Genomic DNA, 21,743 nt, shown 5'->3' with positions numbered 1-21,743 from the left:
GCACAGCCCGCGACCTATCCGCCAGGTGCAGGCCCTGCAGTGATCCGGACCACCACCTGCCCACCCTTGCGTACCTCGTCGGCCACCAGCGGATGGCTGATAAACCGGGTGTCATCGATCCCCAGCACCTGAGCTAACCCATCGCGGGACGGCTTGAACCGGCTCAGCAGGTTGTCGTCGTCCATTCGCCGGCGGCTGGGCCTGTAGAAGGTGACGTGCAGGTGCAGCCGCCCATCGGGCAGGCGCGCCCCCTTCCATCCGGCGTTGATGGCCGCGATCACCGCCACCTGTCGGGCGTACTGAACGGCGTCTGCCTTTCGTGCCCAGTGCAGGCGGCCGTTCGGCGACAGATCCTTGCTCGGCCAGGGAAGCACCAGCTCCAGCGCGCGGTCAGGCACCCGGAACCTCCGGGCGAGCGGCGAGCATGGCGGCATACCGCGCACGCAGCGCGTTCCCGGTGAAGTGCTCGACCAGCTGAATTTCTCCCAGCATCTCCACGGTCGGCTCTACCGGGACCAGCACGTAGCCCTCAGGCGGCGTGAGGCCGGCGATGATGGCGTTCAAACTGACCCGCTTCATCTTTTCCCACATCACGATTGAGCTTGTCGGTAGTGCGGCCCTAAGCCTCTCGGCGGCGACAGGCCAGTCAGCAGTCTCAAACTCCGCAGCCAACAGCTCCCGCGCCCGCTGCTCGATGGCGTCCATCAGGCCACCTCCGGGCCGGCCGGCTCGGCCGCATAGTGCGTGATCGCCGGGTTGTCACCGCGCCAGCTGGCAAACACCGGCCGTTTGCTCACCGAGTCCCACAGCATCAGCCGTGTCCCATCCTGTGGCGCCCAGGAAATAGGCCGCCACTCAATCGCCGGGGCTCGGCGCTCCCATGACGCGATAGCTGCCGGCCGGGCGTCGTCCATAAGCGGGATGTGCGGGGCTCCGTGGCTGCCGCACCCGCTGCATCCAACGGCGAACAGCCGGTCGCCTTCGCGGTCGAGGAACTCATGGACGCCCACGTCGCCGCTACCGCAAAAGGGGCATGGCTTCATACTGCCTGCTCCCAGCTGGCCGTCAGGCGCTGTACCTGCCCGCCCCGCGCCTGGAACTGCTCCACCGTCTCGGCCGGCCGCTGCCCGCTCTTCTCCTTGCCCCACGGTTTGGCCGGGGCCAGGTCGGCGCGCAGATCCACCCGCGCACGGTTGATCGTCATCTTGTCCGGCGCGCGTGGGGAGGTGCCGACGCGCTTCGATGCGCGGTAGGCCGCCTGCTTCTTGGCCTTGTCTGCCCTGCACTGCTCCCGCTGCTCGTCGGTGACCACGAACTTACGGGGCATGCCTTTGCCCGTGGCACTGAACTCCGCCTTCTTTCCCCTCCCTTCCTTGACCAGGTAGCCGGCCAGAACCAGATCGCGGGCGGCGCTGCTGATCCGCTCGCGGTGCCGCACGGTGCTCGCGTTGGCCCTCTCGTACATTTCGCACAGCTGCAGCCGCGCCTGCGGCGCAGCCTCGAACAGCGCGCGCACCTGGCCCGCGTAGCTCGTGCTTCGATCGATCATGCTGCTTTCCTCAGCTCGTTGATGTAGGTCTGCTGGTCAATCAGCTCGTCGTCCGAGCCGTAGGTCTCGTGGAAGGTCCGCGAGCCATCCATAAGGCTCGGGCCGTAGATCTGGCGCATCGTCGCGAAGGTGTTCCCCTCCATCGGGTAGCGCATGTGGTGCCATTTGCAGAGCGCGTAGCCGCACATGTGGCCGCGCCGCACGTTGCCGCTCTTGGCGTGGTTGTAGTCGCAGCCGTAGACCACCAGCACCGGCTCCAACAGACCCTGCAGCTGCAGCGCCAGGCACGCCATGCACGGGCCGGTCTTGGCCAACTCGATGCGGGCCGCTTCTTCCTTGGTCGGCGGCGGGGCTTTCGACCACATCAGCGCAGCTCCGGCACAGGGCCGGCATAGCGGGTGATCGGGATCTGGCGCATGCCGTCACGCCACACGGTCATGCCACGGGTCGCGTACAGCACCAGCGGCTTGATCCCGTAGCCATAGGCCAGATACCAGCCGGCCTCGGCCACCGGCTCCGACGCCGGCCGCACTTCCAGTTCGACGTGGTCCTGCCTCATGCCGCGGCGTCCTGGGCGGACCCGAACAGCTCGGCGATCTCCGCCAGCCGCTTCCGGGTACGCTCGTTCGCTTCCGGGCTGGCCTCCACTCGGCCGGCCAGCAGCGCCAAGGGGTTGAACGCGGGCGTGGGCGCCGGCAGCGCCAAGTGCTCGGCCACCTGCTGGTGCGCAAGGCGACCGGCGTCGACCGCCAGCTGCAGCGCTGCGGCACGGGCGCTCGCGTCGTGGCCTAGCGACGGCTGGTAGACGGCGCAACCACCCACGGCGCGCGCACTTTTCACCAACCGTGCGTACACCTCCAAGAACGCCTGCCGGGCTGCGATCTTGTCGCCCTCCTCGACCAGCGGCAGCGCCGCCGTCCATGCGTCCCGGGTCTGCTCGGTCCACACCAGGGTCACCGCCTCGTCAGTGGCGCGGATGGCCACGGCCCACGCTTCGTTCGGGGCCGGATGGCCGTCGTCGATGCGCTCCATGATCGCGGCCAAGCTCAGCCGGCCCTTTACCTCGCGGCGGCACGCCGTCAGCGCCTCGGCCAGCACCCGCAGCGGGTAGGCCGCCAAGTCGGTGACCATGTAGGCCGCAGCGGTCGGGCGGATCTGCTCGCCCATCACCTCGGCCGTGGCCACCAGCATTTCGACCAGCGTGTCCTGTTCGGCATCACTGAGCATCGGCGTTTCCCTTCAAGCGGCGCAGCAGCGCCTTGGCGTCGTCGGCGGCAGAGGCGTTGGCTTGGGTCTGGTCCTGCTGCTGGGCGCTGGTCGCCGTCATCTGCCGGCCGGTGGCCCACTGCGTGCGGTAGGCCTCGCACTTCGCCAACAGCGCGCCCAGGTCGTGCATGTTCTGCACCACGTAGCGCTCGTTGACGGTCAGGAACCACCCAGCCACAGCCGGGGCCTCATCGCGGCCCAGGCGCTGCACCAGCTGCTTCACGTTGGCGTTGACCTTGGCGTTGCGGACCGGCGCCACGCCGTGACGGTTCCGGTACGCCGTGGCATAGGCCACCCACGTGGCTCGGCATGCTGCCTGCACCTCGGTCTCCGCATCCACCACCGGCGGCGCGGCCGACAGGCCCGCCGGAAATGACGGTTCTCCTGACGGTTCATTGATGGTTATATGACGGTTAGGCGGCACGGGGCGCACCTCCAGACCTGCGCCCGGTGCATCCCCTCCTGCAGCGGGCGCATCCCCACCTGCAGCGGGCGCACCCCCTGCATGGGGCGCAGCACCTGCGTCCGATGCAGCACCCGATTTACCCGCCTTGCGAGAGCCCTTGGACGGCGATGCTGCGGTGTCGAAGTTCGCCGGAGTGACGTTGTAGACCGTGCTGCTGTTGAACCGATGGGCGCGGGTCAGCAGGCCAACGACCTCCAGATGATCCATGGCGGTGCGCACAGCGCGCGGCGACATGCAGCAGCGCGTGGCGATGGTCCCCACTGCCGGCCAGCACACGCCGTCGTCGTTCGCCTGGTCGGCCAGCGAGATCAGCACAGCCTTCTGCGTGACGCTCAGGCCCTGCAGCGGCCAGCACTGCGACATGATGATGGTCGACATGTCAGAGCCCCAGCGACAGGTTTTCGCCAGGTGCCACCGGGAACCACGTGCAGGCGCTCTTGCCCGTTGTGGCGCACGGCGCTGCAGGGCCGCGCCAGATCTTCCCCTGGCGGGCCAGCTCCGGCAGGCGACGGCCGAGCATGTGGCGGTCAAGGCCGGTCAGTGCGGCCAGATGCAGGCTGCTCTGGCCAGGGTGGCGACGCACCGCTGCTGCAGCGCGCGTCTGCTGGTCCAGCAGCTTGCCGGTGGCGACGAGGTCCGCCGCAGCCGCATGGCTGCTGTTGGGATCGTTGGATCGGGCCAGACTGGTCATCGGGCCGCCCTCCCCTTCGCTGCAGCGCGCGCGACGTTGCGCTCCAGGCGATTGGCCATGGTGCGCAGTGCGCGGATCTCGGCAATCATCTGCTCGGCCTCAGCGTTCGTGATGGTCGAGTCGGCGATGGCCTCCACGGCCGTGCCGGACAGCTTCCCCACCCGGCTGGTGATCTCCAGAAGCTTCATCTGGATGGCGCCGATCTCGTCGGACCAACCACCTTCCGGCGCCGGCGGCACCACGTCGGCGGCCATGCCGAAGCGCGCTACCAGCGACTGCAGCCAGCCCAGCGCGCGCTCACCGCCGCCGGCCTGTTCCTGCATCCACTCGGTCAACAGTTCGGCGATCTGGAGCGTCACCGACTCACCCTCCAGACCGCGCAGCTTCGCGCGCAGCGTCTCGGGGTGCATCGACTTGCCCCGGCGCTGGGCCAGGTACGCAGCTGCAGCTTCCACGCCGCCCGGCGTCTCGCGCACGGAGTTGTAGAGGTTGTCGAGCCAGTTGAGCGAGGAGGTACGGCAGGTCATCGGGTCACCTTGGGAGGGACTGTGTTTCAGGGTTTCGGGCTGGGCCCGGGCGGCGCACGATGGGCGCCATGGACAGAGACAACTCAGGGACGACGGCCAGGGATGGCCTTTCAGGCGGTGTCGACAGGGCCAATGCGGTCGGCATCGGGGTCGAGGCTGACCGGTGCGACCGGGGCCTGGTCGCCAATGCCGAGCAGACGCAGAACTTGCGGCAGCGCGGGTACGGCACCAGCGCTCGGCCAGAGCGCGACCTGCTCGACCGGCAGGGACAGCACGATGGCCAAGTGGGCGTCGGTGCTGAGGCCGAGCTTTTCCAGCAGCTGCTGCTTGGTGACCGGAGCAAGGTCGGCGGCGGCGCCGAAGATCTCCGGGCAGAGCTCATGCCGGGAAACTCCCGTGGCCCGCTCGATTCCCAGGACCTGGGCCGCGGGAATGCTGGACCGGGATTTCCAATTGCTGACGGCGCTCTGGCGAACACCAAGGGCAGCGGCGAGAGAAGTCACGCCACCAGCGGCTTTTACGGCTTTGTCGAGAGCGTCCATGCGAGGAGCATCACATATCGTGATCCTTCAAGCAACACAATTCGTGTTAGCGCCGCATCACATACCGTGAAGAATCCCGGTATGGCCTTCTCTGACAACCTCCGCGCCGCCCGGATCAATGCCGGCATGACCCAGGAAGCACTGGCGCTCGCCTGCGGCTGGTCTGGTCAAAGCCGTATCGCGAACTACGAATCATCAGCGGCCAGCGCGCGCGAGCCCAAGGTGTCAGAAGTGCCGCTACTGGCCAACGCCCTAGGCGTCAGCATCGCGTCCCTGTTCGGCGAAGCGCCGGCGTCTCAGTCCCCGCGACCCGCTCCTGCAATCCTTGCCGAAACCCACCGGTTCCTGGCCAAGGCGTTCGGAACACTCGGCAAGGCCTTCGATATCGAGACGGATGCTGATCTGTTCGCGGATGTGTACGAATGGATCTTGAACGACGAACGCCCCGCAGATCAGCGGAACCTGGTGGATTTCGCAGCATGGCGCGAGAAGCGCGATCTACACAGGGGAACTGCAACACATGAGCAAAACGGACGAGCTGCTGCACAAGCTGATGGAGCGGATAAGCGCCGCGCCTGACAAACAGCCTGCGCCCCGCCCGGCTAGAGGGAAGCGCTCCGCGCACTTCGATGCTGTCGCACGCGAGAGCCATCTGCGCATGATCCGAACGTTGGCCAAGGTCTATAGCCCGTTCGGCGTTCAACTCATCATCGACCAAGCAACGCTGGGGCACGCATCGATAGATGACCTCGGCGATGACGACCTAATCGAGCTGCACCGCAATCTGGACCGCGCCCGCGAGTGCATCCGCGACGACGTGTCCTTCGAAGACGCTGGGCTGATCCGGAACCAGTTCGACTAGCCCAACCCTCTTTTTCTGAACGGAACTACCGCCGTTCAGAAAATGCACGCCCAAACATCACGTTTCGTGTTGCATCAATAATCACATTGTGTGATCTTAGCCCCGTCGCCCAACGCAGCCCCATCCCGGGGCCGGGCGCAGGAGATCACACATGGCCAGCTTGTCCCTCGGCGCCGCCAGCATCGCGCCCACCGTCCTCTCCATGGACGCCCTCGGCAAGGTCGCCGTAAAGCTCGGCTTTGCCTCGCTCTACCTCGATCCGGCCGAAGCCGACCAGCTCGCGCTGGAGCTGCAGCGCGCGGCCCAAGCGCTGCGCATGAGCGGCACCACCGCCAAGCAGTACACCGACGCCCTGAGCGGCAAGGACGCGGCATGAGCGCCCGGGTCTTCGCTCGCGTGCATCCGGCCGGCCAGGTCATGCCGGTCACCGCCGACGAACACAACGTCGTCGTGGACCTCGGCAACAGCGCATGGCTGCTCACCACCGCCGACGCTCGCCAGCTCGCCATCGATCTGTTCCGGGCCGCCAGCCCGGCAGCCGGCGCGCCCATGGCCGCCGACCGCGCCGAAAAGCATCTGCAGGTGCAGGCATGAGCGTCGTCGCCATCCTGGTAGGCCCGCAGCAGCGCGGCCGCGCCGTCGCAGACGCCGTCCGCATCGCCGCCCTGCGCATCGGTCACCGCCCCGACTTCGCCAATACCGTCGCCGACCTGGCACGGCTCGACTTCCTGCGCGGCGGCAGCGCCGCGGCTGCCATCAGCCGCATGAAGCGGTCGCTGCGCCGCAAGCCGCAGCGCGCGTGGAGCCACGCCTAATGCACCACCTGGCCCTGCCCTTCTACTGCGCCGTGATCGTCGGCGCCCTGATGGCGCTGCTCGCGCGCGCCATCTACACCGGCGCCGCCTCCTTCGTCCTGATCGCCCTGGCCGGCATCGCCTACTTCGGCTGGCACGGCTGGAATGACGCCCGCCGCGGCTGGCCTGCCTTCCGCGTCGAAATGCAGCGCCGCACCGACGAGCGCCGCCGCCGGGCAATGCCCGCCGACGACACGCACTGAGCAACCGCCCGGCCGGCGCAACCGGCCTCCCACGCCGGCGGGACTTCCACGAAGCCGGCAACTCTCTGAGGAGCAGAAGCGTGCAGAACATCCGCTACGAACAATCAGCGCCGGCATGCCAAGCGCAGGAACCTTCGCTAACGGGCTTTCGGAAAGTACTGGGCAAGCTCGTCAGGCACCTCTTCCATCACAAAGCCCAACATCGATGCATGGTTCTCGTAGTACGGAGCGAGCAGGTTCACTACGCGCCCAAGCGCCAAGAGAATTTCATGCCCGGCTTCCGAGCGGTTGTCTGCCATCTTCCAGCGCCGCTCCTCCTCCAAGCTGATGAAAGCCTCTGCATTCATCCCTGGCCAGCGATTGAAGCTCTGCCAGCCCGCAAGGAGCGTGAGAATCGCGAACGCGTGCTCGTCCTCAAATCCATCGAGCTGATCGGCGAATCTGGCGATGAGCGCCAGGTCCGGCAGGGGCTTTTCGGAAAAGAACACTTCCAACATGAAGCGACTTGGGTTCGCCATTACGGGCGGGCGGATGTTTACCAGGAACACCATGAGATCACGCCGGGCGAGGACCAGCTCTCGACTGAATGCGTGCGCCAGACGCATCGCCCTCCTTCTATGGGCATTCACCAAGTCGCTCTGTGCTGCCTGTTGAAGCTCCAACGCGGTTGTTCGCTCGGACTGGGCTGCATCTTTGGCAACGTCAATCTGACGTTTGGAAACGTACAGCGCAACTATCACGGCGACACTCGTAGCGATTGCAGATGCCCACGCGGCGGCATCCGCAGCTCGGGTCTGCGGGGTCCAGAAGAAGGCGCCAGTGAACAAGCAGCCCGCAGCCAAACCGTACAGCCCAACCGCAACCGGACTGCTCCAAAACCTAGCTTTCTGGATCGACGATTCCATTTGAGGGTCCATGTAGGGCGAGCCGGCATTCTGGCACGGGGTCAAGGTGCCACGGCACATGCGTAACCAGCTCGACATCTTCAAGGACGACCCGGTTCGCATGGCCAAGGCCAACCGCGACGCCGCCGACCACGCGCTGACCGACAAGCAGTTCACCGAAAGCGAGCGCCAGGAGCGCGCCGCCTACTACACCCGCGAGGCGGAGCGTTGGGAATTCAGCGCCGCCCTCGGCGGCCAGCAGATCAACGGCGCAAAGGAGCCGCGAGCATGAGCAGCAGGAGGCCGAGGCTTGCCGTTGAAGCAGCCCACATTTCAAGCGAAGCGCGAGTAATCCTCCTTCGGAACCCCGACAAACTCTCGAAAGTCGTTCGCATATTCAATCGCGAGCGTCTTGAAGAACTGGATTTCATCTTCCAAAAGCTCAAAGTCTTGAGCTCGCCCGCGATATCCCACCAGTACGGGCGGGCTTACATTCGGGCGCTCGGTTGTGACCAGGCGCGACCGCATCCTTCGGACTACATCGTTCAGGGATCGACTATGGCTGATGAGCGTAGCCAGATCATCTCCAAGGCGATCTGGAAGCTCGTGAATTCGTGCCTCGACTCGCTCGGCGCTAGGAAGGACGGAAAATTGGCCCTCCTCAAGGAGATGCTCCAGCGCTGCGGCGCTGCGGATCCTTATCGCGTCGCCGGATATCTCTACAGCCACGGCAGGCACCTTGCCCAATGCGGCAAGCCGCGCTGGAAGGGCTGTGACTTCGCTGAGCAGAAGCCTGCCAAGGATTCGCGCGTGCGCATCTCGATCCTCCTGACGCTGATGCCTCGCGATCTCGGTCGCTGTCTGTGCGATCTCAGTTGCTCGCCTAGCCGTTCTCCATGCCAGGATCGCAACCACGACAGTGGCGCCTCCAACCAAGGCACCGACGATTGTCGACCAGTCGAGCACACAGCTCGGCCCAAGCCTCGTGCACTCGACAATTCCGCTCAAGTTCACCGATGGATCCCCTTTTGGATTCGCCGGCATTCTGCCACGGCTTCACTTTGCACGGAGGTTCCCCCCACCAAGGGCGTGCCTGTCGGCTCAGTACCAGTCTGCACCCATCAGATCGGACAGCAGCGCCTCGGTCTTGGCTGCAGCGTCCTCCCGGGACACTACGCGCACGTCCAGGCCGATCTGGCTGGGCCCGTACACCACATGGAAACCCGTAAGCGTGCCCTGCCCCACTCGGCCGATGCCGTCCAGCACCACCCGGACCGTCACGTCGCGGCCCCTGATTTTCAGATTCCAGTCTTCTTGCCTGTGCATCCCGTCGCCCTCGCACCTCCTCTAATCCGGGTGCGTCTGCGCGCGACTTTATCACCAGAAGCGGGCGCCCCGATTTGCACGGCAGTCGCCAGGGGAAAGGGTCTTTGCAATCGCGCGGGCAGCGTCGATACCACCGGCCAAGGCCGCCTCGCGGGTAGTAAACGCGGAGCCGGCATGCACCTGCTCAAGAAAGACGGCTTCCCCGGGCGCGTACACCAGGCCCATCGACTTCCACAGGTCCTGCGAGCAAATGTCCTGCCCCGCCACTGCCACCAGCTTAAAGACACCCTCGTGCTCGTCCATGCGGTCCCCCTCCCTGAGTCCAGCCGTCGACAGTACTCCATCCGTGGAGCGCAGCTGTGAAGGACAACCAAGCTAAGCACACCGCGCGCGTGTTCCTCTCGGAATGCCGTGCACGCCGGCACGGCCACGGCTTCTGGTTCTGCTTCAACGCTGCACAGCGCGCGCGCATGCGCGCCTCTGCACCTGCACCACTGCCGGCGCCGCCGGCCCAACGGGATCTGTTCGCATGACCAACATTCAGCATCTGGTGAACGTCTCCGGCGGCAAGGACAGCACCGCGGTATACCTGCGCGCCATCGAGCTGGGTCGCCCGTTCCGCGCCGTGTTCGCCGACACCGGCAACGAGGACCAGCGCGTCTACGACTACGTGGCCGACCTCCCGCGCCTGACGGGCGGCCCGGTTGTGGAGACCGTGCGCGCCGACTTCACCCGGCAGCTGGCCCAGCATCGTTCCTACATCCTGCAGCACTGGCCGCTGGAGGGCATTCCCGACAGCATCGTGCAGCGCGCGGCGGAGCTGCATGAGCCCACCGGTGTGCCGTTCTTGGATCTCTGCATCAGCAAGGGCCGATTCCCTTCCCGCATGGCTCAGTTCTGCACCGAGGAGCTGAAGACCATTCCCATCACCACCCAGGTGGTTGGCCCCATGCTCAAGGCTGGCCAGGTGCTGCAGTGGCTGGGGATCCGGGCGGAGGAATCCGCCAACCGTGCCAAGCAGCCGCGCTTCAACCGGCATGAATCTGGCTGCCACGTATGGCGCCCGATCTTCGAGTGGACTGTCCAGCAGGTTTGGGACCAGCACCGTAAGCACGGCATCCAGCCCAACCCGCTCTATGCCCTGGGCATGGGCCGCGTTGGCTGCATGCCCTGCATCAACTGCCGCAAGAGCGAGCTGCGGAACATCGCGGACCTGTTCCCCGACCACATCCAGCGGATCCGCGAATGGGAGGAGGTCGTCGCCTCGGCCAACAAGCGCCGCAGCGCCACGTTCTTCCCTGCCGTGACCGACCCTACCGACGTTGACCGGCCTGGCACCTATTCCCGAATCAACACCCTTGTGGAGTGGAGCCGCACCAGCCGCGGCGGCCGCCAGTTCGATCTGTTCTTCCAGCAGCAGGCCGGCGGCGGGTGCACCTCCGACCTCGGCCTGTGCGAAAGGAGTGCCGCATGACCGCTCTACGTTTTCCGCATGGCCTCAAGTTCGACCAGCACGCTGGCCAGGCCTTGGTTACTGCCGGTGGCCCGGTCATGCCGGGTCGCGCCCGGCTCGCCGGCCTGCAGCCACTCGCCCGCTCGCGTCCGCAGCACCAGGTTCGCCGCCTCAAGGACGACAAGACGCCGAGCATTCCGCTGCTCGCTGGCCAGCTTCGGCCCGAACACCGTCAGCAGGTTCGCACCCGGCGCCAGCAGCAGTTGAGCCGCATCGCCCTCAATGTGCACGCCGTGATGGACCTGCGTGGCCAGCGCCTCCAACAGGTCAGCCAGCGTCCGGTCGGCGCCAGGAGTCATCGCGCCGCGGATCTGCTGCCGCTGCCAAGGCGTCGTCGGCTTGTTCGCCAGGACCAGATCCTGCACCTCCGCGCTCTGCCGCAGAGCCCCCGCCAATGCCTTGGCGCGGCCCCACAACTCCGCATGCGTCGAATTAGCGAATTGACTCATGCACCCCAGTGTAGCGCCCGCCATTTCCCCCTTTCCAACGGAGCTGACTCATGACCCAGAAGCACATCAGCCATCCCGAAGGCCTGCCGAACTGCGCCGCCGGCCACCGCGCGCGCCACATCCACGACCTGCGCGGCCAGGCCGCTGGCGGCGGCCACCTGGTCGAGTGCGCATGCAGGGCGACCAGCAAGAGCCAGGATCCGGAGAAGGCGCTGGCCGAGTGGCGCCGCATCAATCGCCCGGCACGCAGCGCGCGCGCACCCGCGCCGGCAGTCGCCGACAACGTGGTGCAGTTCAACCTCACCCTGGCCGAGCCGGCCGCGAGGCGCACCCGCGCCAGGGCCAGTGCCCAAGGAGGCCGCCCGTGATCGGAGACGTTCTACAGTTCCGCGATCTGCAGGAGCTGTGCCGGCCCGGCAAGCGCCCGCGGCTCGCCACCGTCGAGCGCTGGGCCAAGCAGCGCAAGATCCGCGTGCAGTACGACGGCCAGGGCGGCGTCTGGACCACCACGGCCGCGCTCAATGAGGCCTTGGGCCTCACCAGCCCGACCACCTCGGCTTTCGAGAACGAGAGCTACCCCGCTTCGCTGATCTGAAAGGACGCACCACAGCACCATGGCTAGACCACGCAAGGCCGCACCCAACCTGCCATCGCACATCGATCCCAGACAGCTGCCGGTCGGGATCTACTGGGATCACACCGGACGTGGCAGGTGGTACGTGCGCGTGCCACATGAAGAAGGCCACGGATCCAGAACGAAGACGGTCGCCGGCCCCGGCGCGCGCATGTCGGACCTGCACGCGATCATGGAAGCACGCCAGGGCGAGGCACAGCGTGGCACCGTGGCGTTCGTCATCGACCGGCATGCGGAGAGCCTGGCGTTTGCCCAACTCAAGCCGTCGACGCAGGAGGGCTATAAGGACTATGCCCGCGCCATCAAGGCGTACCCGCTCAAGAACGGCACCAACCTGGGCGAAGCCGTAGTGGACAAGCTGACGCCGGGGTTCATTCGCCGCCTGATCGACGTAATTGCACAAGGCCGACCCGGCGCCAAACCGGGTGAACCTGCCATCCCCGGCTACCCCACAAAGGCGAACCACTGGCTGCGCTACCTGCGCCGCGTGTTCGGCTGGGCTCGCGAACACGATCACGTCACCACGAACCCGGCCACCGGCATCAAGCAGGTGAAGGAAAAGGGTGCCCACCGGATGCCGGCCGTGGACGTGTTCCGCCAGGTTCAGGAATATGCGAAGGAGTGCAGCGCGCGCGGGCCTCGCGCCAAGGGTGCAGTGCCGGCGTACCTGTGGGCTGCCATGGAGTTGGCCTACCAGGCGCGCCTGCGCGGCATCGAGGTGCTGACGCTGACCGATGCGCATGTTGATGGCGAGGTGCTGCGCACGAACCGCCGTAAGGGCAGCCGCGACAATCTGGTGCGCAAGGGCGCCGAAACCGAAGAGGCAATCGCCATGCTGCGGGCGCGGCGCGCGGCGATATGGGAGAAAAAGGGGGGAGTGATTCCGATCCGGGCCGAGGACCGCTATTTGTTCGTCAGCGAGGACGGTGAGCGGTTGACCGAGGATGGTTGGCAGACTGCCTGGGGGCGCATGATGCGCAACGCTGTCAAGGATGGAGTGTTGGGCCAAGACGAGCGCTTCGGGCTGCATAGTCTGAAGCACAGAGGAGTTACAGACACCAAGGGAGACAAGAAGGCTGCCAGTGGTCATAAGACCGACGCCATGATGCATCTCTACGACCATTCAATACCGACAGTCGAAGAGTCATCGGCTAACGGGCAAAAAACATAGTCGCTAGTCTCTAGAAACCAGAGCAGTCGGTTACTACGTCCACGCAAGAACTCTTCCACGCGGGCGGTGCACCCTCCGCTCCTTTCGATAGTTCTGTCGGCTTATGGAGGGCGTCGCTAAATTGCGCTTTTGCCAGCGGCTTTCTTAGCCGCCGCCTTCTTGGCCACAACCTTTTTTGCCGCAACCTTTTCTGCCGCAACCTTTTTAGCAGCAACCTTTTTAGCAGCAACCTTTTTAGCAGCAACTTTTTTAGCCTTGGTCTTCTTCGGCTTGGCTGCAGGAGCCCAGTTCAAAGGCACAGCGAAATGAGCCACGGTTTGAGGCAGGCCCGTTCGTGAGGAGTTGTGTTGAGAGTAAAACATCCCTGCGATAGGAAGCACTGGCCCGGCGGGGAAGAGCAAAGCCGAATCTTGCGACTTCATATAGCTCTGCCACTTAGCCATCTGCGCGGTGGTGTTTTGCTGGAAGCAATAGATCAGCATTCCACCATAGGAGCTGTACGGATCACCAGGCTGATAGCGAGTCGCCAACTGCTGGTAGCCCTGCCAAACCCAAGCATGGCTGGTATAAATCTTGGCTTCCGCTAGCCACTTGTAGTTGCCATTAAAGGTGACAACCATGTCGCAATGCCCGCCGACCATGGAATCCAGACGCGCATCGAATCCAAGTCCCAGCATGTGCGTAATGACGAACTCTGTCAGTTCATCCTCGCCTTTATTCTGCTGAAGCTTTGGGTTCGTCCCGAGCAGGTTGCAAGAAATCGCCGTTGCGAGCTGCACCTTCTCCACAAATTCGTCGTAATCAGGGGGGTCACCGGCCCCCCACTGCATGACGCGAAAGCGAAGCGCTCGCGTTGGCGATGATGCAGCATGCACCTCCAAGTCGCGCTGCGTGACCTCACCCACGAGCTTCAGCCTCAAGTCTGGCCGCCGGAACAAAGTAAGGAACGAGATGCTCTTTGTAATTGGGCACCTTCTGTCCGGAATCTCGATCTACGTAAAAGCCGTTAGAGCGCAGCGCAAACTTCTCCTCCTCTTCGCTCAACGGAGTACCGATGTCGCCCGCGATGTTGGGATTGAAAAAGAGAAGATGCATATCGAGCGCACGAATTCGCGGATGCACAACTAGGAGCTGAATGCCATCCTGGAACGTGGGATCAACCTCGCTGAAGCCAGACCAGTTAGCGAGCGTTCGATATGTCCAAACACCTCGCTGGGCGCATTCCATGCGCTTGTGAAGAACGTCGAGAACACTCAGGCACACTTTTCTTTCCGCTTCCGATATCGCCGGGAGCGCTTCGACGGTCTTACGCAGCGGGCTGACATGCTCCATGTCGAGTTGTTCAGATGTGTGGCGAGAGCTTGGATTTTATAAGAATCAGATCTCGTAGGCCGAGACTATTCCTTAACACACAGTCGTACAGACGGTTGTTCGTGCCATATATGGTGCGCGATGTACCCGGCAGCAGAACTTCAGGCTGAACCGTCAAAAGTCCATTCAGCTTGCGCTGCCATCTCACGGCAATACGGAACGGGAGCAAAGCATTGCCTACAAAGGTAGCTCCAGCAGTATGGTAGCCATCTTTTCGCAAGCACTTTTTTCCTTGCCGGGCTTTAAGGTGCTTGACGGAATCGTCGTCGGTGATGAACCCAAGCTCCACCACGTCTCCGTCCGGGGCATCGTAGAGTCCTTGCACAGCAGGGAACAGGTCGACGGGGGTAAGCGGCACACCCATGGTCTTAGTCAATCCCCGCTCCAGTGCGAGATGAGACTGCGCAGGAAAATCGGAGGTTGCGTCCTGAGGATAGTCTGCAAGCACGTACAAGTACCTACCCGTCTTGGGTAGCCACACCGCGTCATACGTCATCCGCCTGTCGTTAACCACGCCAATGACCGACTCGAAATCCATACTGGGAACGATCGCCTTGACCGCCTTGGCGTCAAGCTCAACCCTTCGGGTGTAGTTCCTAATTCCAGCGAAAACGAGAGCGCTACCATCCTTATCCGGAATACAAAGTCCAAACTTTGGCGACACGTCACCTATTTTCGCCATTTCGGCGTCTGAGAGCACCGCAGGGAAGCTGTGGACGACTGGGTGCGTGCTGGGCTTCTTACTTGCACTTGACGCTATAAGCGCATCGATATGCTGTCGACCCACATCGTAGATCCGTAGGGATTTCTCACCTACCACCAGGTGCTCAAGCACCATTCGCTCTAGTTGAGCATTTTGCGCAGCCGACAGCGCGTTCGCGGCAAGGAGGTCAGGGGCTGTGTCATCCCAGCCCATACCGGCCGGAAGCCCTAGATCCTTTAGGCCAACCCTCGCGACATTTCGCCACGGAGCGCGTGCGCGCAAAAGCGCGACCATAGTCTCAACTTTCATCCTGCCCCTGTTCAAGCTGTCCCTTAGCTAAACGGATGATTGCATCACGTGCCGTCAAGGGTCAATGAGATTTCGGGAGGCATTTCGGGAGGGACCGGGTGTAGCCCTCATAAGCCATTGAATCATATGGCGCGCCCGACAGGAATCGAACCTGTAACCGCCGGCTTAGAAGGCCGGTGCTCTATCCAGTTGAGCTACGGGCGCCCGAACCGGAACCGCGTCCAATCCGACGTAATGGGATTGGTCGGGGTAGAGGGATTCGAACCCCCGACATCCTGCTCCCAAAGCAGGCGCGCTACCAGACTGCGCTATACCCCGGTGTTTCAATCCCCTCGGGCAGGGCCCGGGGAGCTGGCCATTGTGAACAAGCGCAGCGCAGCCTGTCAACGCGGCGGGCCCGCCGGCGCGGCCCTGCCACACCGCCGTAGGCAGCTATCGGCTATGCTCGCTGCAATCGGCCGGATGGCCGTAACCACCTCTTTCGCACGGAGATTTCGCATGCGCAGCGGCAACCCGGCTCTTTCCGAGTCGACTTTCCTCGACCTGGCCAGCGGCTCGGTGGTGACCCACCCCGACCAGGCGATGACCCTCAACGGCACCGTCAACAAGACCGGCATCCTGTTGCTGCTGACCGTGCTGACCGCCGCCTTCGCCTGGAACCAGTCGATCAACGACTACGGCCAGGTGATGGCCAGCGCCAAGCTGTACGCCATGGGCGGCGCGATCGGCGGCCTCGTGCTGGCGCTGATCACCATCTTCAAGAAGGAATGGTCGCCGGTCACCGCGCCGATGTACGCGCTGGTGGAAGGCCTGTTCCTGGGCGCCATCTCGGCCGTGTTCAACATGAAGTTCCCGGGCATCGTGTTCCAGGCGGTGCTGCTGACCTTCGGCACCCTGTTCGCCCTGCTGTTCGCCTACCGCAGCGGCCTGATCAAGGCCACCGAGAACTTCAAGCTGGGCGTGGTCGCCGCCACCGGCGGCATCGCCCTGCTCTACCTGGCCTCGTTCGTGCTGGGCTTCTTCAACATCAACGTGCCGATGATCCATGACGCCAGCTGGCTGGGCATCGCCTTCAGCCTGTTCGTGGTGGTGGTGGCCGCGCTGAACCTGGTGCTGGATTTCGACTTCATCGAAACCGGCGTGGCCCAGCGCGCGCCGAAGTACATGGAGTGGTATGGCGCATTCGGCCTGATGGTGACCCTGGTCTGGCTGTACGTGGAGTTCCTGCGCCTGCTGTCGAAGATCCAGCAGCGCTGAGCCCGATCAAGCTGAAAACGACAAGCCGCGATCCGCGAGGGTCGCGGCTTTTCTGTGGGTTGCAGCCCCCCCCTTGCCGGATAATCGGGCGACAACCCAGTCGAGCAAGCTCGACGCTACGGAACCCCACTCCATGCCCGACACCTTCCACAGCTACCGTCCCGCCGACGGCCACCGCCTGCCGCACGACCCGTTCAACGCCATCATCGGCCCGCGCCCGATCGGCTGGATCTCCAGCTGCGCCGCCGACGGCGCCCTGAACCTGGCGCCTTACAGCTTCTTCAACGCCTTCAACTACACCCCGCCGATCATCGGCTTCTCCAGCCAGGGGCGGAAAGATTCACTGCACAACATCGAGGCCACCGGCGAATTCGTCTGGAACCTGGCCACGTTCGACCTGGCCGAGGCGATGAACGAAAGCTGCCGCGCGGTCGCGCCGGAGGTCGATGAGTTCAGCCTGGCCGGACTGACGCCGCTGGCGTCCACCCAGGTGCGGCCGCCGCGCGTGGCGCAGAGCCCGGTCAGCATGGAATGCCGCTGCACCCAGATCGTGCGCCTGCGCGATGCCGCCGGCCAGGACACCAACGGCTGGCTGGTGCTGGGCGAGGTGGTGGCGGTGCATATCGATGCGCGGCTGCTGGTCGATGGCATCTACGACACGGCCGCCGCCGATCCGATCCTGCGCGGTGGCGGCCCGGCTGATTACTTCCGGGTCAGCGCCGAGCAGCGCTTCCGCATGTTCCGCCCGGCCTGAACCTCAACGCGACAGCAGCACCGGCAGCGCCGAGCACAGCAGGGCGATGCCGGACGCGGTTAGCAAACCCAGCACGATCTGCCGGAAGCGCGCTTCACTGATGCCGATGTACAGGCGCGCGCCCAGCAGGGTCGGCACCAGCATGGCCGGGGCCACGATGGCGAAGTACGGCAGCATCTGCCGGGTGATCATGCCGTTGCCGACATAGGTGGCCATGGTCACCGCCAGCATGGCCAGGTTGAAGTTCTGGATGACCGCACGCTGCTCGTCCTTGGCGAAGCCGCGCAGCGTGCTCCACAGCGTCGGCACCGGCCCGGCGAAGCCGCCTATGCCACTGAGCACGCCGCCGGCCATGCCGGCCACGGCGTCGCCGATGCGGCCACCCACCGTGATCGGCGGCAGCCTGCGCACCATCAGCATCACCGGGCACCACACTGCCAGAAACCCACCCAGCAGCGCCTTGAACCAGGCCATGTCCAGCTGCGGCAGCACCAGCACGCCCAGCGGAATGCCGGCCAGCCCACCCAGCACGAACGGCAGCAGCAGGCGCAGGTTGAAGCCGCGGCGCACGGTGAACACCGCCAGCAGCTGGCCGGTCAGCGCGCCGAACACCGACAGCGCAGCGGCCAGCCGCGGATCCAGCCCCCAGGCCCAGAAGGACATCGCCACCATGCCGAAGGCGAAGCCGGAAAGGCCCTGTACGAAACCGGCGACGATCGCACCGACCGCCACCAGCAGATAAACCGGATCCATCACGCTCCTCGTTGCCGTGGCGTGGCTAGCCTGCCCCGCCCGTCCACCCAGCGTAGTGCGTGGCCAGGTGATCGACCAGCGCGCGCACTTTCGGCGCCAGGGCACGCGCGTGCGGATACAGCGCGAAGTAACGGCGCTGGCCGGCATTCCAGGCCGGCAGCACGCGGATCAGGCGACCACTGCGCAGATCCTCCTGCGCGGTCAACGCCGTGAACAGACTGATGCCCATGCCCGCCATCACCGCCGCATGCAGCGCCGGCGTGGCATCCACGCGCAGGCGCTGGCCGGCCTCGATGGTGGCGGCGGCGCCACGCGGCCCCTGCAGCTGCCACGGCGCACCGGCCCCGGTCGGGCTGAAGCCCAGCAGCGTGTGCTGCTGCAGGTCGGCGGCCTGCCGCGGCAGGCCGTGCCGGGCCAGATACGCGGGGGCGGCCACCAGGATGCGCGGGCAGCTGGCCAGCTCACGCGCCACCAGCTGGCTGTCCGGCAGGGACGGCGCGATGCGCAGGGCCAGATCGAAGCCGCCACCGACGACATCGACCAGCTGGTCGTCGGCCGACAGGTCCAGCGAGACCTGCGGGTAGCGGGCGAGGAATCCCGGCAGCCAGTGCGGCAGCTCCTGGCTGGCCACGACCTGCGGCACGCTGATGCGCAGGCGCCCGCTCGGCTGGGCCTGGCCGGCGCGTGCGCGGTCATCGGCAGCCTCCAGGCGATCCAGCAGGGCCACGGCCTCGCGGTAGTAATCGCGCCCGGCCTCGGTCAGCGACAGGCGCCGGCTGTTGCGGTCGAGCAGGCGCACCTGCAGGTGTTCTTCCAGTTGCCGCAGCTGCCGCGACATCGCCGAATGGGTGGTGCCCAGGCGCTCGGCGGCGGCGGTGAAACTGCCCGCTTCGACGATGGCGCGCAGCGCGCGCAGGGCGGCGAAGTGATCCATCGAAGGCAGCTCCCGGAAGCGGAGCCCGCGATCTGCGGGCCCCGCCAGCTTATCAAGCGCCGTCGCCGGCCTTGCGTACCGGCAGCGCCAGCATCGCCTCGGTGCTGATCACTTCACCGAAGGCATCTTCGATCTGCGCCAGCGAAGCTTCGTGCAGCGCGCGGTGACCGATGCGCTGGCCGCCGGCCAGGTCCAGATCGCGGCTGGCGGTGGCATCACCGGCCACGATCACGCGGTAGCCGCGCGGTGCGGCGGCCGCATCGCGGGCAGCACCGACCACGCAGGCATGAGTCTGCAGGCCGGTGAACAGCAGGGTGTCGATGCCAGCCTCCTTCAACACCTTGTCCAGCACCGCGGCCGAAGCACCGGCGAACACGCTGACGTTGTCCTTCTGCACCACCGTCTCGCCCTGGCGCGGCTGCAGGTCGCGATGGAAGGCGGCATTGACGCTGCCCTGCGCGAACAGCGGCGCGCCGGCCGGCAGCACGTGCTGCACGTGGATCACCCGGATGCCGTTGGCGTCGGCGAACTGCACCACACGCTTGGCCTGCTGCAATGCGGCCACGCCATCGGGAATGACCATGCGGCCACCGGCGAAGCCCGGCGCAGCGCTGGCGTCGAAGTACTCGTTCTGGAAATCGATGACCAGCACGGCAGTCTTCGCAGCATCCAGCGCGGTGACCGACGGTGCACCGGCCATGTGGCGGATGGTGGGATGGGCCGGCTCGGCAGCGGCGACCGGCGCGGCGGCGGCCATGCCGATCAGGCTGGCCAGGCCGAAGGCGGAAAGGTTCATGGGGCGATTCCTGTGCGGTGGGAAGTGGGCACAGGATGCGGAGCGGATGGCGCACGAACCAGCCGCCGGAAAACACATGATCTGTGCGATGCACGCACAGATCGCTTTTGTAGAGTCGAGCCATGCTCGACTGTTCCTGCGTAGTCGAGCATGGCTCGACGCTACTGGGCCAGCTTGACCCCATTGAGCCGCACGATCATCGCGTGGTCGCGACCCAGCACCACTTCGGCGGTATTGCTTCCCGCGCGCACGGCATGTGCGAGGCCCGCCGGATACTTCACCGGCACGCCAGCCAGCGTCTGCACATGCTGGGCCGGAGGGGATTTGCCCCTGACAACGAACGCCGCACAGCTGCCTTCAAGCAGATACACCGGCAACCCTGCAGGAAACTCGATCAACTGCAGGACGCGCGCCTCGCTCACGCGCAGGCTGCGGAGGGGCACTCCATGCCTGCGCAGGCGGCGCAGCGCACGCTGGGCGCGGGACCACGGCCAGTAGAAGATGGCGTAGATCGCCACGCCGATGGCATAGACAGCAACGGCCGCCACGACCCACACGGCCGCCTCAGGCATCGGGAAACATCCTGTCGGTGAAAACCCGCGGTTGAAAACGCAGACGGGCCGTACAAGGACGGCCCGTCTTCAACGCTGCGCGGCCCCGGCTGGACATCGCCCGAGGCGATTTCCAGCGGGAGCGCCGGCCGCTTACAGGCGGCTGGCGATGGCCTGGGCGAAGCTCATGGTGGTACCGGTGCCGCCGAGGTCGCCGGTCAGCGAATCCTTGGCTTCCATGGTGGCCACGATGGCCTTGCGCAGGCGCTCGGCGTTTTCCGGCTGGCCGACATGGTCCAGCATCTGTGCAGCTGCCAGCAGCAGCGCGCACGGGTTGGCCTTGCCCTGGCCGGCGATGTCCGGCGCGGTGCCGTGCACGGCTTCGAAGATCGCCGCGTCCTTGCCGATGTTGGCACCCGGGGCCAGGCCCAGGCCGCCGACGAGGCCGGCGCACAGGTCGGAGATGATGTCGCCGAACAGGTTGGTGGTCACGATCACGTCGAACTGTTCCGGACGCATCACCAGCTGCATGCAGCAGTTGTCGACGATCATTTCCTGGAACTCGATGTCCGGGTACTGCGCGGCCACTTCACGGGCGACGTTCAGGAACAGGCCCGAGGTCGACTTGATGATGTTGGCCTTGTGCACGGCGGTGACCTTCTTGCGGCCGACGCTGCGGGCCAGCTCGAAGGCGTAGCGCACGATGCGCTCGGAGCCCTTGCGGGTGATGCGGGTGCCGGAGAAGGCGGTCTCGCCATCAGCCGAGACTTCCTGGCCTTCGGCCAGGTACGCACCTTCGGTGTTCTCACGAACGGTGATCAGGTCGACGTTGTTGAAACGCGACTTGGTGTTCGGGAAGGTGTGGGCCGGACGCACGTTGGCGTACAGGTCGAAGTGGCGGCGCAGGCTGACGTTGATCGAGGTGAAGCCACCACCGACCGGGGTGGTCAGCGGGCTCTTCAGCGCGACCTTGTTGCGCGCGATCGATTCCAGGGTCACTGCCGGCATCAGGTCGCCGTGCTTTTCCAGGGCCACCAGGCCGGCGTCCGCATCTTCGTACTCCAGGCCAGCGTTGAGCTGGTCGAGGACGAACAGGGTAGCGTCCATGATTTCCGGGCCGATGCCGTCGCCGCGGATGACCGTAATTTTCTGCGTCATTGATCGATGTTCCGAACAGGGGGGAATACGCCGTCCGGACGTGCCCGGAAACGCCGGCGCTAAGGAAGTTTCACCCGCAATTATGCCTGAGCCGGGGCCGAGGTCCCAAATAGACCATGGTCCCACTCCCCGGCTCAGGCAGTGTGCCCGCGCGCATTGGCGGCTGGATCGCGGAAAAACCCGGTAGTGCCGGCCGCTGGCCGGCAACCTCGGTCATCCG

Annotated in this window: 36 protein-coding genes and 2 tRNA genes; 13 read left to right on the top strand and 25 right to left on the bottom strand. The window is 65.3% G+C overall.

From position 1 onward, the window contains the following. Positions 1-14: 14 nt before the first annotated feature. From C1925_RS04920 to C1925_RS04870, 10 genes are all read right to left on the bottom strand, one after another. Positions 15-398, bottom strand: a complete 384-nt coding sequence (locus tag C1925_RS04920) for a hypothetical protein (RefSeq protein ID WP_254051388.1) — start codon at positions 396-398, stop codon at positions 15-17. Continuing rightward, positions 391-705, bottom strand: coding sequence for a hypothetical protein (locus tag C1925_RS04915; protein WP_108767921.1), 315 nt, complete (start codon positions 703-705; stop codon positions 391-393). The genes C1925_RS04920 and C1925_RS04915 overlap by 8 nt, the downstream gene beginning before the upstream one ends. A gap of 334 nt (positions 706-1,039) precedes the next feature. Beyond that, entirely contained in the window at positions 1,040-1,549 is a 510-nt protein-coding gene (locus C1925_RS04905; RefSeq protein ID WP_108767919.1) for a hypothetical protein, read from the bottom strand. Further along, on the bottom strand, positions 1,546-1,914 hold the full coding sequence (locus C1925_RS04900; protein WP_108767918.1) for a Ref family recombination enhancement nuclease: 369 nt from the start codon (positions 1,912-1,914) through the stop codon (positions 1,546-1,548). The genes C1925_RS04905 and C1925_RS04900 overlap by 4 nt, the downstream gene beginning before the upstream one ends. After that, entirely contained in the window at positions 1,914-2,108 is a 195-nt protein-coding gene (locus C1925_RS04895; protein ID WP_108762330.1) for a hypothetical protein, read from the bottom strand. The genes C1925_RS04900 and C1925_RS04895 overlap by 1 nt, the downstream gene beginning before the upstream one ends. Then, positions 2,105-2,776, bottom strand: a complete 672-nt coding sequence (locus C1925_RS04890) for a hypothetical protein (protein ID WP_108767917.1) — start codon at positions 2,774-2,776, stop codon at positions 2,105-2,107. The genes C1925_RS04895 and C1925_RS04890 overlap by 4 nt, the downstream gene beginning before the upstream one ends. Continuing rightward, positions 2,766-3,659, bottom strand: coding sequence for a helix-turn-helix domain-containing protein (locus C1925_RS04885; protein ID WP_108767916.1), 894 nt, complete (start codon positions 3,657-3,659; stop codon positions 2,766-2,768). Before C1925_RS04885 ends, C1925_RS04890 begins: the two co-directional genes overlap by 11 nt. A 1-nt stretch (position 3,660) precedes the next feature. Then, positions 3,661-3,972, bottom strand: coding sequence for a winged helix-turn-helix domain-containing protein (locus C1925_RS04880; protein WP_108767915.1), 312 nt, complete (start codon positions 3,970-3,972; stop codon positions 3,661-3,663). Continuing rightward, positions 3,969-4,499, bottom strand: a complete 531-nt coding sequence (locus tag C1925_RS04875; protein ID WP_108767914.1) for a phage regulatory CII family protein — start codon at positions 4,497-4,499, stop codon at positions 3,969-3,971. The genes C1925_RS04880 and C1925_RS04875 overlap by 4 nt, the downstream gene beginning before the upstream one ends. Before the next feature lie 110 nt (positions 4,500-4,609). Continuing rightward, positions 4,610-5,041, bottom strand: a complete 432-nt coding sequence (locus tag C1925_RS04870) for a Cro/CI family transcriptional regulator (RefSeq protein WP_108767913.1) — start codon at positions 5,039-5,041, stop codon at positions 4,610-4,612. Between the two features lie 81 nt (positions 5,042-5,122). Here C1925_RS04870 and C1925_RS04865 point away from each other — a divergent pair, with 81 nt between their 5' ends. The 6 genes from C1925_RS04865 to C1925_RS04840 all read left to right on the top strand — a co-directional run bounded on the left by C1925_RS04865 (position 5,123) and on the right by C1925_RS04840 (position 6,960). Continuing rightward, a complete protein-coding gene (locus tag C1925_RS04865) occupies positions 5,123-5,620 on the top strand; it encodes a helix-turn-helix transcriptional regulator (protein WP_108767912.1) in 498 nt (165 codons plus the stop codon). Beyond that, a complete protein-coding gene (locus C1925_RS21270) occupies positions 5,562-5,903 on the top strand; it encodes a hypothetical protein (RefSeq protein ID WP_254051387.1) in 342 nt (113 codons plus the stop codon). Before C1925_RS04865 ends, C1925_RS21270 begins: the two co-directional genes overlap by 59 nt. Before the next feature lie 151 nt (positions 5,904-6,054). Next, positions 6,055-6,279, top strand: a complete 225-nt coding sequence (locus C1925_RS04855) for a hypothetical protein (RefSeq protein ID WP_108767911.1) — start codon at positions 6,055-6,057, stop codon at positions 6,277-6,279. Beyond that, positions 6,276-6,497: a hypothetical protein gene (locus C1925_RS04850; RefSeq protein WP_108767910.1), complete on the top strand. Its 222-nt coding sequence runs from the start codon at positions 6,276-6,278 to the stop codon at positions 6,495-6,497. The genes C1925_RS04855 and C1925_RS04850 overlap by 4 nt, the downstream gene beginning before the upstream one ends. Then, positions 6,494-6,718 carry a hypothetical protein gene (locus C1925_RS04845; protein WP_108767909.1) on the top strand — a complete coding sequence of 75 codons (225 nt, stop codon included), beginning with the start codon at positions 6,494-6,496 and terminating at the stop codon, positions 6,716-6,718. Before C1925_RS04850 ends, C1925_RS04845 begins: the two co-directional genes overlap by 4 nt. Further along, positions 6,718-6,960: a hypothetical protein gene (locus C1925_RS04840; protein ID WP_108767908.1), complete on the top strand. Its 243-nt coding sequence runs from the start codon at positions 6,718-6,720 to the stop codon at positions 6,958-6,960. Before C1925_RS04845 ends, C1925_RS04840 begins: the two co-directional genes overlap by 1 nt. Before the next feature lie 137 nt (positions 6,961-7,097). Here C1925_RS04840 and C1925_RS04835 read toward each other — a convergent pair whose 3' ends face one another. After that, positions 7,098-7,865 carry a hypothetical protein gene (locus tag C1925_RS04835; RefSeq protein WP_159097481.1) on the bottom strand — a complete coding sequence of 256 codons (768 nt, stop codon included), beginning with the start codon at positions 7,863-7,865 and terminating at the stop codon, positions 7,098-7,100. 58 nt (positions 7,866-7,923) lie between these two features. Here C1925_RS04835 and C1925_RS04830 point away from each other — a divergent pair, with 58 nt between their 5' ends. After that, positions 7,924-8,136 carry a hypothetical protein gene (locus C1925_RS04830; protein WP_108767906.1) on the top strand — a complete coding sequence of 71 codons (213 nt, stop codon included), beginning with the start codon at positions 7,924-7,926 and terminating at the stop codon, positions 8,134-8,136. A gap of 41 nt (positions 8,137-8,177) precedes the next feature. On the opposite strand, the gene C1925_RS04825 is transcribed toward C1925_RS04830, so the two are convergent. The 3 genes from C1925_RS04825 to C1925_RS04815 form a co-directional block, all read right to left on the bottom strand. Beyond that, positions 8,178-8,759, bottom strand: coding sequence for a hypothetical protein (locus C1925_RS04825; protein WP_159097480.1), 582 nt, complete (start codon positions 8,757-8,759; stop codon positions 8,178-8,180). Between the two features lie 186 nt (positions 8,760-8,945). Beyond that, positions 8,946-9,125, bottom strand: a complete 180-nt coding sequence (locus C1925_RS04820) for a hypothetical protein (RefSeq protein WP_254051386.1) — start codon at positions 9,123-9,125, stop codon at positions 8,946-8,948. A 96-nt stretch (positions 9,126-9,221) separates the two neighbouring features. After that, complete coding sequence (locus tag C1925_RS04815) at positions 9,222-9,473, bottom strand: hypothetical protein (protein WP_108767903.1); 252 nt, start codon at positions 9,471-9,473, stop codon at positions 9,222-9,224. Positions 9,474-9,576: 103 nt separating this feature from the next. Between C1925_RS04815 and C1925_RS04810 the strand changes: the two genes are divergently transcribed. Next, a complete protein-coding gene (locus C1925_RS04810; protein WP_254051385.1) occupies positions 9,577-10,644 on the top strand; it encodes a phosphoadenosine phosphosulfate reductase family protein in 1,068 nt (355 codons plus the stop codon). A 5-nt stretch (positions 10,645-10,649) separates the two neighbouring features. Here the strand turns inward: C1925_RS04810 and C1925_RS04805 are convergent, their stop codons facing one another. Next, positions 10,650-11,132 (bottom strand): hypothetical protein, encoded by a 483-nt coding sequence (locus C1925_RS04805; protein ID WP_159097479.1) that lies wholly within the window; start codon positions 11,130-11,132, stop codon positions 10,650-10,652. Between the two features lie 50 nt (positions 11,133-11,182). Here C1925_RS04805 and C1925_RS04800 point away from each other — a divergent pair, with 50 nt between their 5' ends. From C1925_RS04800 to C1925_RS04790, 3 genes are all read left to right on the top strand, one after another. After that, the gene (locus C1925_RS04800; RefSeq protein ID WP_108767900.1) at positions 11,183-11,500 is read left to right on the top strand and encodes a hypothetical protein; all 318 of its coding nucleotides are present in this window, start codon (positions 11,183-11,185) and stop codon (positions 11,498-11,500) included. Next, on the top strand, positions 11,497-11,727 hold the full coding sequence (locus C1925_RS04795) for a hypothetical protein (RefSeq protein ID WP_108767899.1): 231 nt from the start codon (positions 11,497-11,499) through the stop codon (positions 11,725-11,727). The genes C1925_RS04800 and C1925_RS04795 overlap by 4 nt, the downstream gene beginning before the upstream one ends. Before the next feature lie 190 nt (positions 11,728-11,917). Beyond that, a complete protein-coding gene (locus C1925_RS04790; protein WP_254051384.1) occupies positions 11,918-12,937 on the top strand; it encodes an integrase in 1,020 nt (339 codons plus the stop codon). 116 nt (positions 12,938-13,053) lie between these two features. Here C1925_RS04790 and C1925_RS21190 read toward each other — a convergent pair whose 3' ends face one another. The 5 genes from C1925_RS21190 to C1925_RS04770 form a co-directional block, all read right to left on the bottom strand. Then, positions 13,054-13,857 carry a hypothetical protein gene (locus C1925_RS21190; protein WP_216821991.1) on the bottom strand — a complete coding sequence of 268 codons (804 nt, stop codon included), beginning with the start codon at positions 13,855-13,857 and terminating at the stop codon, positions 13,054-13,056. After that, entirely contained in the window at positions 13,835-14,269 is a 435-nt protein-coding gene (locus C1925_RS20885; protein ID WP_159097478.1) for a hypothetical protein, read from the bottom strand. The genes C1925_RS21190 and C1925_RS20885 overlap by 23 nt, the downstream gene beginning before the upstream one ends. A 10-nt stretch (positions 14,270-14,279) precedes the next feature. Continuing rightward, complete coding sequence (locus tag C1925_RS04780; RefSeq protein WP_159097477.1) at positions 14,280-15,320, bottom strand: hypothetical protein; 1,041 nt, start codon at positions 15,318-15,320, stop codon at positions 14,280-14,282. A 127-nt stretch (positions 15,321-15,447) separates the two neighbouring features. Further along, positions 15,448-15,524, bottom strand: a tRNA-Arg gene (locus C1925_RS04775). A 37-nt stretch (positions 15,525-15,561) separates the two neighbouring features. Next, a tRNA-Pro gene (locus C1925_RS04770) sits at positions 15,562-15,638 on the bottom strand. Positions 15,639-15,818: 180 nt separating this feature from the next. Here C1925_RS04770 and C1925_RS04765 point away from each other — a divergent pair. Next, positions 15,819-16,577 carry a Bax inhibitor-1/YccA family protein gene (locus C1925_RS04765; RefSeq protein WP_159097476.1) on the top strand — a complete coding sequence of 253 codons (759 nt, stop codon included), beginning with the start codon at positions 15,819-15,821 and terminating at the stop codon, positions 16,575-16,577. 133 nt (positions 16,578-16,710) lie between these two features. Beyond that, the gene (locus tag C1925_RS04760) at positions 16,711-17,331 is read left to right on the top strand and encodes a flavin reductase family protein (RefSeq protein ID WP_108767896.1); all 621 of its coding nucleotides are present in this window, start codon (positions 16,711-16,713) and stop codon (positions 17,329-17,331) included. 3 nt (positions 17,332-17,334) lie between these two features. Here C1925_RS04760 and C1925_RS04755 read toward each other — a convergent pair whose 3' ends face one another. The 5 genes from C1925_RS04755 to C1925_RS04735 form a co-directional block, all read right to left on the bottom strand. Continuing rightward, positions 17,335-18,084, bottom strand: coding sequence for a sulfite exporter TauE/SafE family protein (locus C1925_RS04755; RefSeq protein WP_108767895.1), 750 nt, complete (start codon positions 18,082-18,084; stop codon positions 17,335-17,337). Between the two features lie 25 nt (positions 18,085-18,109). Continuing rightward, a complete protein-coding gene (locus C1925_RS04750) occupies positions 18,110-19,018 on the bottom strand; it encodes a LysR family transcriptional regulator (protein WP_108767894.1) in 909 nt (302 codons plus the stop codon). 52 nt (positions 19,019-19,070) lie between these two features. After that, positions 19,071-19,814, bottom strand: a complete 744-nt coding sequence (locus C1925_RS04745) for a cysteine hydrolase (protein WP_108767893.1) — start codon at positions 19,812-19,814, stop codon at positions 19,071-19,073. A 161-nt stretch (positions 19,815-19,975) separates the two neighbouring features. After that, entirely contained in the window at positions 19,976-20,386 is a 411-nt protein-coding gene (locus C1925_RS04740; protein ID WP_108767892.1) for a hypothetical protein, read from the bottom strand. 132 nt (positions 20,387-20,518) lie between these two features. Next, complete coding sequence (locus C1925_RS04735; protein WP_108767891.1) at positions 20,519-21,523, bottom strand: isocitrate dehydrogenase; 1,005 nt, start codon at positions 21,521-21,523, stop codon at positions 20,519-20,521. Positions 21,524-21,743 lie beyond the last annotated feature (220 nt).

The sequence above is a fragment of the Stenotrophomonas sp. SAU14A_NAIMI4_5 genome, assembly GCF_003086795.1.
Taxonomy (GTDB): Bacteria; Pseudomonadota; Gammaproteobacteria; order Xanthomonadales; family Xanthomonadaceae; genus Stenotrophomonas.
Note: the sequence above shows the minus strand (reverse complement) of the source record. Positions and strands in the feature narration are given on the sequence as shown.